11 protein-coding genes are annotated in these 9,951 nt (G+C 47.3%); 6 read left to right on the forward strand and 5 right to left on the reverse strand.

Going from position 1 to position 9,951, the window contains the following annotated elements; all coding sequences use genetic code 11:
- Nucleotides 1-27: 27 nt before the first annotated feature.
- Both QUB61_RS04505 and QUB61_RS04510 read right to left on the reverse strand, forming a co-directional pair.
- Nucleotides 28-810: a helix-turn-helix transcriptional regulator gene (locus tag QUB61_RS04505; RefSeq protein ID WP_333124457.1), complete on the reverse strand. Its 783-nt coding sequence runs from the start codon at nt 808-810 to the stop codon at nt 28-30.
- A gap of 11 nt (nt 811-821) precedes the next feature.
- The gene (locus QUB61_RS04510; RefSeq protein ID WP_006633566.1) at nt 822-1,034 is read right to left on the reverse strand and encodes a DUF2997 domain-containing protein; all 213 of its coding nucleotides are present in this window, start codon (nt 1,032-1,034) and stop codon (nt 822-824) included.
- Between the two features lie 82 nt (nt 1,035-1,116).
- On the opposite strand from QUB61_RS04510, the gene QUB61_RS04515 reads away from it, so the two are divergent.
- Complete coding sequence (locus QUB61_RS04515) at nt 1,117-2,175, forward strand: beta-eliminating lyase-related protein (protein WP_333124460.1); 1,059 nt, start codon at nt 1,117-1,119, stop codon at nt 2,173-2,175.
- Between the two features lie 266 nt (nt 2,176-2,441).
- On the opposite strand, the gene QUB61_RS04520 is transcribed toward QUB61_RS04515, so the two are convergent.
- Both QUB61_RS04520 and QUB61_RS04525 read right to left on the reverse strand, forming a co-directional pair.
- Nucleotides 2,442-2,840, reverse strand: coding sequence for a DUF4112 domain-containing protein (locus tag QUB61_RS04520; RefSeq protein WP_333124463.1), 399 nt, complete (start codon nt 2,838-2,840; stop codon nt 2,442-2,444).
- 71 nt (nt 2,841-2,911) lie between these two features.
- Nucleotides 2,912-3,250 carry a helix-turn-helix domain-containing protein gene (locus QUB61_RS04525; protein ID WP_333124466.1) on the reverse strand — a complete coding sequence of 113 codons (339 nt, stop codon included), beginning with the start codon at nt 3,248-3,250 and terminating at the stop codon, nt 2,912-2,914.
- 116 nt (nt 3,251-3,366) lie between these two features.
- Between QUB61_RS04525 and QUB61_RS04530 the strand changes: the two genes are divergently transcribed.
- The 3 genes from QUB61_RS04530 (at nt 3,367) to QUB61_RS04540 (ending at nt 7,017) form a co-directional block, all read left to right on the forward strand.
- Nucleotides 3,367-4,065, forward strand: a complete 699-nt coding sequence (locus QUB61_RS04530) for a pirin family protein (protein ID WP_333124469.1) — start codon at nt 3,367-3,369, stop codon at nt 4,063-4,065.
- Nucleotides 4,066-4,580: 515 nt separating this feature from the next.
- A complete protein-coding gene (locus QUB61_RS04535) occupies nt 4,581-6,257 on the forward strand; it encodes a trypsin-like peptidase domain-containing protein (protein WP_333124472.1) in 1,677 nt (558 codons plus the stop codon).
- 112 nt (nt 6,258-6,369) lie between these two features.
- A complete protein-coding gene (locus tag QUB61_RS04540) occupies nt 6,370-7,017 on the forward strand; it encodes a Uma2 family endonuclease (protein ID WP_333124475.1) in 648 nt (215 codons plus the stop codon).
- A gap of 73 nt (nt 7,018-7,090) precedes the next feature.
- Here QUB61_RS04540 and QUB61_RS04545 read toward each other — a convergent pair whose 3' ends face one another.
- Nucleotides 7,091-7,288 carry a helix-turn-helix transcriptional regulator gene (locus tag QUB61_RS04545; protein WP_333124479.1) on the reverse strand — a complete coding sequence of 66 codons (198 nt, stop codon included), beginning with the start codon at nt 7,286-7,288 and terminating at the stop codon, nt 7,091-7,093.
- 299 nt (nt 7,289-7,587) lie between these two features.
- Here QUB61_RS04545 and QUB61_RS04550 point away from each other — a divergent pair, with 299 nt between their 5' ends.
- Together QUB61_RS04550 and QUB61_RS39760 are read left to right on the forward strand one after the other, a co-directional pair.
- Nucleotides 7,588-7,785: a hypothetical protein gene (locus QUB61_RS04550; RefSeq protein WP_333124482.1), complete on the forward strand. Its 198-nt coding sequence runs from the start codon at nt 7,588-7,590 to the stop codon at nt 7,783-7,785.
- Between the two features lie 303 nt (nt 7,786-8,088).
- Nucleotides 8,089-9,951: ATP-binding cassette domain-containing protein (locus tag QUB61_RS39760; protein ID WP_445300174.1), on the forward strand; the 1,863-nt coding region annotated here is incomplete at its 3' end.

Below are 9,951 nucleotides of genomic sequence, written 5' to 3' on the forward strand. Positions count from 1 at the left end.
TTTGTAGGGTCGCATTGCGCCCCTTACTTAATTTTTTATGCCACCTGGAAGGGTGCGGCTAACTTTAGCAGGAGTAATAATTCGCTCTCCCTCCCGATAGCCGACAAACCGAATATAAACTAATTCTCCTTCTGTTATATCCTCAACATCCGGCTGGTGCAACTGCGGATTGTAAGCAGTTTGTTCCCAGGCAGAACCGATTGTTTGAAAATCCCAGCTTGACAAGAGATTTTCTAAGGGAGTAAACAAAGCTGAGAGATTTTTGGCGGGCATATCCGGCTTGGCTTCTGCCATTTTGCGGGCGGCGGGATAGTTAGTTAACAAAGTTTGCAACTGTTCAAAGGTAGCGCGGCGAAAATCGGCAGTTAGTTGAGCTTTTTGCTGCTGCAGTTCTTCTCGCAGCCGGAAACACTGCTGCCTCAATTCTTCAATTTCGGTGGGATTAGTTGTGATTGTAGCCGATATTGGCAGCGCGCTCAAAGTGCGATCGAACTCTTGAAAATTCAAATTCAGCACTGTTGCCAGTCGCCTCAGTTGGTCTAGCGTGAGTTTTCCCACGTCTCCCTGCCGCACTAAACGCACCGCGTAGCGACTTAAGCCTGCTTTTGCGCCTAAATCTTGCCAATCGAGAATGTCTAGTTGATTCATGCGTTCCCGCAGAATTGTATCGTACTTAAACTCGATCGCATCTCCCGCCTCAGATGCAGCATAAAGGTAGACTAAAATTAGAAAAATGCCCCCGACACCTAGTGCGATGCTGAAGGCAGGCACTGTTGTTACATCAACTGTTGCACCGACGAGATCAAACATCTTTAACTCTTCTAAACTTGTTTTAAAGTCTGCGTTTGTTCAACGACCAAATTTTCTTCGCCTTGGTAGTATTCTGGCAGCAAGTCTTGAGATTCTACTTTTCCGAGGGCTTTTTCAATTCCCGCAGTGGTTTCGGTGCAACTCGAACCTGTGGCGTTGAGGACGGTTTCGGTAATTTTACCGTCTTTGCCGATGCGGTATTCTATTTGGCGGTATTCTGCCATAATTCTTCCTCTTCGTTTAATGCTTGAGTGTTGACTGTTGAGTGTTGAGTTATATTATAGATTCTATTTACCAATTATTCTAATGAATTTTTGTAGCGACAATGCAACCGGGGTTTCGCCGGAGATTATGGCTGCGATAGCAGCGGCTAATTGCGGTGCTGCGATGTCTTACGGAGATGATGAATATACGCAGCGTTTGCAAGTTAAATTTTCGGACTTGTTCGAGACATCGGTGACTGTTTTTCCTGTAGCAACCGGTTCCGCTGCTAATGCTCTGGCCCTTGCGGTTGTGACTCCTCCTTACGGGGCTGTTTACTGTCACGGGGAATCTCATATTAATGTAGATGAATGCGGCGCGCCGGAGTTTTTTACAGGCGGTGCAAAGTTAGTGACAGTAACAGGAAATCATGCTAAAATAGAGGCAGAGACTTTAGGAAAAATGCTCGATCGCGCTGGTGCAGGTGTCGTCCATCACGTACAACCCGCAGCCGTCAGCATCACTCAAGCAACGGAAGCCGGCACAGTCTACAATCCAGCGGAAATTTCCCACATTTCGGAAGTGGTTCGCGCTCATAATTTGCACCTGCACATGGATGGAGCCCGCTTTGCCAATGCTGTTATCAGTTTGGGCTGTTCTCCGGCGGATGTCACTTGGCGCGCAGGTGTGGATATTCTATCGTTTGGAGCGACAAAAAACGGCGCGATGGGTGCGGAAGCTGTGGTTTTTTTTAATCGAGAATTAGCAAAGACTTTCCCTTTTTACCGCAAGCGCAGCGGGCATCTTTTCTCGAAAATGCGGTTTTTGTCGGCGCAGTTGGAAGCGTATATAACGGATGATTTGTGGCTGAACAATGCGGCTCATGCAAATAATATGGCAGCCAACTTAGCCCAAGGTTTGGCAGGAGTTGAGGGAGCGAATTTTTGCCATCGGGTTGAAGCCAACGAGATTTTTATTCAACTTCCAGACTCGGTAATTACAGCGGTTCTAGCTGAGGGTTTTCTGTTTTATCGGTGGGATAAATGTACGGTTAGACTGGTAACGACTTTTAATACTCTGGAAGCGGATGTTATTGCTTTGGTGGAAGCGGTTAAACGAAACAGTGATTATTTCGTAGGGGCGGGTTTTACGAATAATATCTGACCAGTACGAAAAATCTAGATCAACCCGCCCCCCACAACAAATAACCCACATCAACATTAAATTTGAATCGAATGCGGAAAATGTATATTGTGATTTTTCGTTGGGTGGGGGCGGGTTTGAGAGATTGTTGGTTATTTGCAATTATTGTTTGTAAAACCCGCCCCTACCGTTTAAATATCAAAAATCTCTGCGAGGATTTCTCCTTGGGTGGGGGCGGGTTTGAGAGATTGTTGGTTATTTACAATTATTGTTTGTGAAACCCGCCCCTACCGTTTAATGGATTCAGGAATCGGTTCTGCAACTGCGGCTAGGTCGGGTTCAACTGCTTCGAGGTGTGCTTCTAAAAGCGCAAGATTTCTCATGTTTGATTTATAAAAAGCATCGAAGATATCTCCGACTAAAGGTACTGAACCCAGAACGGCTTCTAGACCGATATTGTAAATCATTTTCCCTAGAGTTTTTTGGGGGATGTTGAATTGAGTTGCTAAGTAAATTAGGTATGCGGAAAACGCGGTATCTACGATATCCCCAGCACCCGGAACTAAACCGATAATGGGATCTAAACCAATGCGAAATTTAGTGCCGGGGATGCCAATGGCGGTATCCATCAGGCGGCTGAGTTTGCGGATGCGGTTGAGGGTGGCGAGACGCTCTATTTTGTTCATATTATTATTGTTGGATTAGGTTGAAAAACTGACATCAGTCGGAAGATGGAAAAAAACCATCTAGAAACCGCTCATTTTCGCTCTTCGCTAATATGCTTAATTCCCCATTCGTGCATACTATCAATAATCGGTTTGAGACTTTCGCCCACAGGCGTTAGCGAATATTCAACTTTCGGCGGAACTTGCAGGTAAATTTCCCGGTGCACAATCCCGTCTGATTCCATTTCGCGCAGTTGCTGCGTCAGCATTTTCTGAGTAATGCCGTTGACAGATCGTTGCAGCTCGTTAAAACGCTTCACTCCTTGAAACAACTCCCGCAGAATCAAGACTTTCCAGCGCCCGCCAATCACCTCTAGAGTTCGTTCTACAGGGCAATTTGCTCGATCGACTTTTACTTCTTGGACTTGCATAGTATCTTTTTGGTAAGTACCGTACTTTTAAGTGCGTACTACCCATAATAACTTAACTCGGTTTAAAATAAAAACATCACAGAAACACCCGATAAATTTCACTGAGGATTCAGAAAATGATTACCGTTAGAAAAAGTGAAGCAAGAGGACACGCTAATCACGGTTGGCTGGACAGTTACCACACATTTTCTTTTGCTGGCTATTACGATCCAAATTATATGAATTTTCGCTCTTTGCGGGTAATTAATGAGGATGTCGTTAGCCCTGGCAGAGGTTTCGGCACTCACGGGCACAGCGACATGGAAATCATTACTTATGTACTGGAAGGAGCATTAGAACACAAGGACAGTTTGGGTACTGGTGCAGTGATTAAACCCGGTGAAGTGCAGCGGATGACTGCGGGTACGGGCATCCAGCACAGCGAGTTCAATCACTCGCAAACAGACCCGGTTCATTTGCTGCAAATCTGGCTTTTACCCGATACAAAAGGCTTATCACCCAGTTACGAGCAGCGGGATTTTCCCCTAGCAGAAAGGCGCGGAAAACTGCGCTTAGTGGCGGCGCGAGATGCGAGAGATGGTGCTGTGAAAGTGCATCAAGATGTGGATTTGTATGCGGCTGTTTTGGATAAAAACTCGCGGGTTTCTCATGCTTTGGGGCCGAATCGCCATGCTTGGGTGCAAGTTGCTCGCGGCTCGGTTTTGCTCAACGGTTTGGCTTTAGAAAATGGCGACGCTGCGGCGGTTAGCGATGAGGCTGAGGTGGTGATTGACGCGGCGGAAGATGCGGAATTTTTGCTGTTTGATTTAGCATAAACTTCCGCACCCTACATACTCGGTAAGGTGCGCATTGCGCACCCTACTTAGTATGGGTTACTTCTTAGGAAATAAGTAAATAGGAGGAAGACAGTAAATTTTATTTGTGGTATTTTTGCTAAGGTTAAGTGTTTAGGATAAATTTTTATGCAACAAAACCCGCTCGCCAGAAAGCATCTTGTTTGGAGCCTGATCACTGGTTTAGGAGTCGGCGCCATCGCAGGCGCACCCCTCGGCTGGATGGCTAATGGGTATTATTCCGACCAGCGTATGGCTCAAAGTATCGTTTGCCGAGAAAAAAATAGAGATAAGCCAGTTGCTATGGTTGAGTCTATTTGTGGTCCCCGATTCTAAATTTTTCTGCTAGCCAGAGGGCTGTGTCAAATATTTTTAGGCTTGTGCGAATGTCGAAAGTTCGATCGCGCAGGCGTTTTAGCGTTGTCAACCCTCCAGATGCCACAAACCGGAAAAGTTATCCGTCAGTTGATATGTGGGTATGTTAAATTTACACAATAATGAATTACAGCAGAACAATTCCGGCTATTTTGAGTGCTACGATCGCCCTGAGTTCGATCGCCCTCATCCCACTGACATCACCTCAAATTGCCCTCGCATTAACCGCCGACAAAGTTAAAACCGTCGCTAAAGAAATTACTGTTCGCATCCAGGGGCCAAAAGGCGGTTCGGGAGTAATTTTAGAAAAACAGGGCAGCACATACTATATTCTCACAAACTGGCACGTTGTCGATAAAGCCGGCGATTACCAGGTTGTAACTCCGGACGGCAAAGCTCACTCTGTATACTACAGCCTCGTGCGGCGAGTGCCGGGGATGGATTTAGCGGTCGTGCCCTTCAGCAGCACTCAAAGCTACCCCCTGGCTCAATTAGCCAATTCCGCAGCAACTAAGGGAAACAAGGCTTATGTGGCCGGCTGGCCGATATCCGGCGGTTCTCTGAGACAGCCGATTTTCATCGCCACGGAAGGTCAGCTTACCGGCCGCCAAACTCCCTGGAACGGTTATACTTTGGTATACAATAACTTAGTGAGAGCGGGCATGAGCGGCGGGCCGGTACTCGATGACGCGGGGCGACTTGTTGCAATTAACGGCATTGTCAGGTTAGAGGATAACTCTGATAAAATCGTGGCGGCGGGGATAGAAATTAATACTTTCATGAAATGGCGATCGACTATTTCGCTGCCAGTAGTTCCCCAATCTCCTACTGCCGGAAACCCTAAAACTCCAGCGAATAATGCGCCCCGCAGGCCAGCAAGTGCGATCGCTTTTGCTGCTACAAATACCCTCAAAGGACCTTCGGAAGTTGTCAGTTCCGTTGCCCTAGCTTCAACTTATTTTGCCACAGGAAATAGCAACGGCACAATCTCTGTTTGGAATTTTCCCGGCGGGCAATTAAAAACTACCCTGCAAGGACACACGGAAGCCGTAAACGCACTGGGCGCGAGTGCGGATGGCAAGGTGTTAGCTAGCGGCAGCGACGACAAAACTGTGAAAATTTGGAATTTAGAAACTGGCGCGGTTGTACGCACTTTGAGCGGGCATTCCAATGCAGTTTCGAGCGTTGCCGTCAGTCCCGACGGTCAATTTGTAGCCAGCGGCAGTTGGGACAAAACGATTAAGATTTGGAATGCGAAAACGGGGGAATTGCTGCGGACTTTGACCGGGCATTCGGGCTTAGTGAATGCTGTGGCGATCGCACCCACCCCTCCAATTCCCCCCCTTGGCAAGGGGGGGCTAGGGGGGGTTTTAGCTAGCGGCAGCAAAGATGGTTCAATTAGGTTGTGGAATTTAGCTACAGGTCAAGCAATTCGCACGATTGGCGGCAAAAACTTGGCTGTTTTGTCGCTAGCTTTTACTCCCGACGGCAAAAGTTTAGCGGCGGGAAGCAGCAATGGCACTGTTGGGTTGTGGAATGCCGGAAACGGGCAGTTAATTCGGCGTTTAAGCGGGCATACTGACGGGGTTTGGTCGGTGGCTTTCAGTCGGGATGGCACTACGCTGGTTACTGGGAGTTGGGATAAGAGTGTGAGGCTTTGGGATGTGCGATCGGGGGATTTGAGGGGGAATTTGAGCGGGCATTCTGGCTATGTTAGTGCTGTGGCGATTAGTGCAGATGGCAAGACTATTGTTAGTGCGGGTTGGTTGGGGGAAATTAAGATTTGGAAAAGGAGTTGAGATTTTTTTTTACGAACCGCGAAGGCGCGAAGGGCGCGAAGGAGGAGAAGAAAGAGGGCGGTTTAAGTTTAATTGAGTGGTGTTATACGATCGAGATATTTGGGATAAAAAAATGAGTGGACTAAAGACTAAATTGCCAACTGATATCTGGGTAGCAGCAACATGGGAAGAATTCATCGCGATGGCAGATGACCCAGCTTACAGTAAAGCCAAATGCTATTACCGCAACGGACAAATGAGGATTGAAACTATGTCGGTAGGGCCCGATCATTCACGAGATAATGCGATCGCACTTTTCGCAATTAATCTATTTTGTACTATTAAAGGTATTTCTCTTAACGGATTGGATAACTGTAGCTACCGGAAAACTGGAGTGCGAGAGTGTCAACCGGATGTATCATACTATATTGGAGAAAGAGCGCAATTAGCACCGAGTGGAAGTTCGATCGCAAGTCTTGACGTTACCCCACCGCCAGATTTGGTCATAGAAGTTGCTGACTCAACTTTGGCTGATGATATCGGTGAAAAACGGTTGCTTTATGAAGAGTTAAAAGTCGCTGAATATTGGGTACTAGACGTGCAGAAATCTCAAATTATTGCCTTTGCTATTATTGCTGATAATGGCAGTCGGCGGATCGTTCAATCGGAAGTTTTGCCGGGATTAACTATTGCTGTGTTGGAAGAGGCTTTGCGGCGGAGTCGCACTGAAGATCAAGCACAGGTAGGGGCTTGGTTGTTGGCTCAATTTCAGCAGCAGTAATCCAAATAGAAAGCGATCGCCCTCTCTGCAAAAAAGCGCGATTGTCCAACCTACTTTATCTTAACTGCCCAAGCTAAACTACTAAATCTTCGATCGTGAACTTCAATAAGTCGCACAGGGCTTTCATCTGTGCTGGGTATAGCTTGGGGACGTGTCTGTCTGTCTCCCAGTTGATGACCGTTGACTGCACAACTTTACACGCTCTTGCCACTTGTATGCGAGTTAAATTTAAACTTTCGCGTCGTATTCTTAGCTTTTGCCCCAGCGTCATTATCTATCCCTCATTCAGTTGACTGTATGTATTCAGTTGACTGTATACAGTCAACTGAATATCTACAGTCAGTTGACTATATTTAGTTGATTATTTTAAACAATTTTTGTAAATAACTATTGACTCGATATAAAAAACTTGGTAGAAATAATGCTTATAAATAACCTAATTTCTCTAGCCTTCTATGGAATTAGGAACCCTGGATACCCAGCCTGAAAAAAGTCAAAAGCCAGTCCGCGCCCTCGACAAGCATTGAACTGGCTTTGGCTCCAACACTATAAGTGGAGACAAACTTAATTATGCCTTATAAAGACCGCCTCAACAAGTGGTTGGTTGTTCGCCTGCTTCCCAATATGCAGCGAATCACTGTAGCCCATTTCTTGAGACATTCCGATGCTGACGGCTATCTGCGGATTATCCGGCAGTTAATCCCCAATGCTCAATTTGTGATTGTTTTTAATGCCGAACTCAACCGAGAAGCAGCCCCGCGTCTGTAGCGAAGGCAGCTAGTTGAGGGTTCGGTCAGGCACAGACTCTACTGGTAGGGTGCGTCAGTTGGTAGCGATTCGATGCACATCGGCTAATCTTTTCCGCGCTCCGCACCCTACTACTAGCGTCTCGCTTCAAAGTAAGATCGACACTTATGATAGATTTGGTTCTTGCAGGACTACACTGGAAGACAAAATCACATTAAGATTTGCGCCATAAATTCGATCGACCGGCTGTGATGACAGGGTAAGGCGCACAGCGCGCAACTGGTAAAGTCAATCTAAAATCTAAAATCGCGTGACTTCTGACAAATGATTGAAGTAGAACACTTAAGCAAAACTTACGGTTCGACCGCAGCGATCGCGGACGTGTCTTTTTCGGTCGAATCAGGAGAAATTCTGGGTTTTTTGGGACCCAACGGTGCCGGCAAAACCACAACCATGCGGATTTTGTCGGGATATTTGCCGGCATCCAGCGGTACGGCCCGCATCGCCGGCCTCGACGTTCACGAAAACTCGATGGGAGTCAGACAGCGCATCGGCTATCTGCCGGAAAACCCGCCACTTTATCCAGAAATGACTGTGGAAGGGTTTCTGTTTTTTGTGGCCAGGATTAAGCAAGTGTCGGCGGGCGACCGCGCGCGACAAGTTACCTCCGCGATCGAACGCTGCGGCCTGGTTGATAAACGCAAAGTTTTAATCCGCAAGCTTTCTAAAGGATTTCGTCAGCGCGTTGGTATCGCTCAGGCGATCGTCCACGACCCGCCCGTCATTATCTTAGACGAACCAACCGTCGGGCTCGACCCCCGACAAATCATCGAAGTCCGCAATTTAATCAAAAGTCTTGGCGGCCAGCACACAATCATCCTTTCCACGCACATCCTGCCGGAAGTCAGCATGACTTGCAACCGCGTTACCATCATCAATCGCGGTAAAATCGCCGCTGCGGGTACTCCCGACAATTTGATGGGAGAGTTGGCCCTCTCCGAGGGTTACGATCTCGAAGTTGAAGGCGAGGCGGATTTGGTAAACAGTCTGCTGTTGCCTTCTTTGGACAATTTGCCGGGAGTTCGATCGGTCGAATTGATTCCCAGCCAGCAATTTTTAGTGAGTCGCTACCGCCTGCGGGCGTTGTGCGAACCGGAAACAGAACCGGGACGAGAAATTGCAGCAGCTATCATCGCCTCTGGATTTGGACTCTGCGAAATGCGCCGCTCTCGCGCTACTCTGGAAGATGTGTTTTTAAGGCTGACAGCGGCTGAAAAGAAACCCGAAGAAAATCTGGTTCACAGCGAACCGGAGGTCGCTCGAAATCTGCAAGAAGCAGCAGAAATTCAAGACTCGATCGCGGATGCTCATCAATCCCAATCGCAACCGACGATCGCGGATGCTCATCAATCAGAATCCCAACCGATTGTGGAATATCTGCCAGTTTCACATAGGCAAGAGTCGATCGAGTATCCTCAACCAGAATCAGAAGCAGTTACAGAAACCGTAGAGTCGATCGAACATCCTCAACCAGAACCGATTGTCGAAACTCTAGAAATTTCAGATACGCAAGAGTCGATCGAACATCCTCAACCAGAACCGATTGTCGAAACTCTAGAAATTTCAGATACGCAAGAGTCGATCGAGCATCCTCAACCAGAACCGATTGTCGAAAATCTGGAAGTTTCAGATACGCAAGAGTCGCTAGAACATCCTCAACCAGAACCGATTGTCGAAACTCTCCTCGTTGTCGAAACAGTAGAGTCCCTCGAAAATCCTCAACCAGAACCGATTGTCGAAAGCCAAGAGTCGCTCGACTATTCTCAACCAGAATCCGAACCAATTGCAGAAACACCAGAGGAAATAAGCGATTTAGAACCAGGAATGCAACCAGTGGCAGCTTTTCTGGAAATTGTACAAAGACAAGAGTCGATCGAAAATCCTCAACCAGAACCGGTTGTCGAAAATCTGCTCGTTGTCGAAACAGTAGAGTCCCTAGAACATCCTCAACCAGAACCGGTTGTTGAAACAGTAGAGTTCCTAGAACATCCTCAACCAGAACCGATTGTCGAAAATCTGCTCGTTGTCGAAACAGTAGAGTCCCTAGAACATCCTCAACCAGAACCGGTTGTCGAAAATCTGCTCGTTGTCGAAACAGTAGAGTCCCTAGAACATCCTCAACCAGAA

This window comes from Microcoleus sp. C2D2 (assembly GCF_036702495.1).
Lineage (GTDB): Bacteria > Cyanobacteriota > Cyanobacteriia > Cyanobacteriales > Microcoleaceae > Microcoleus.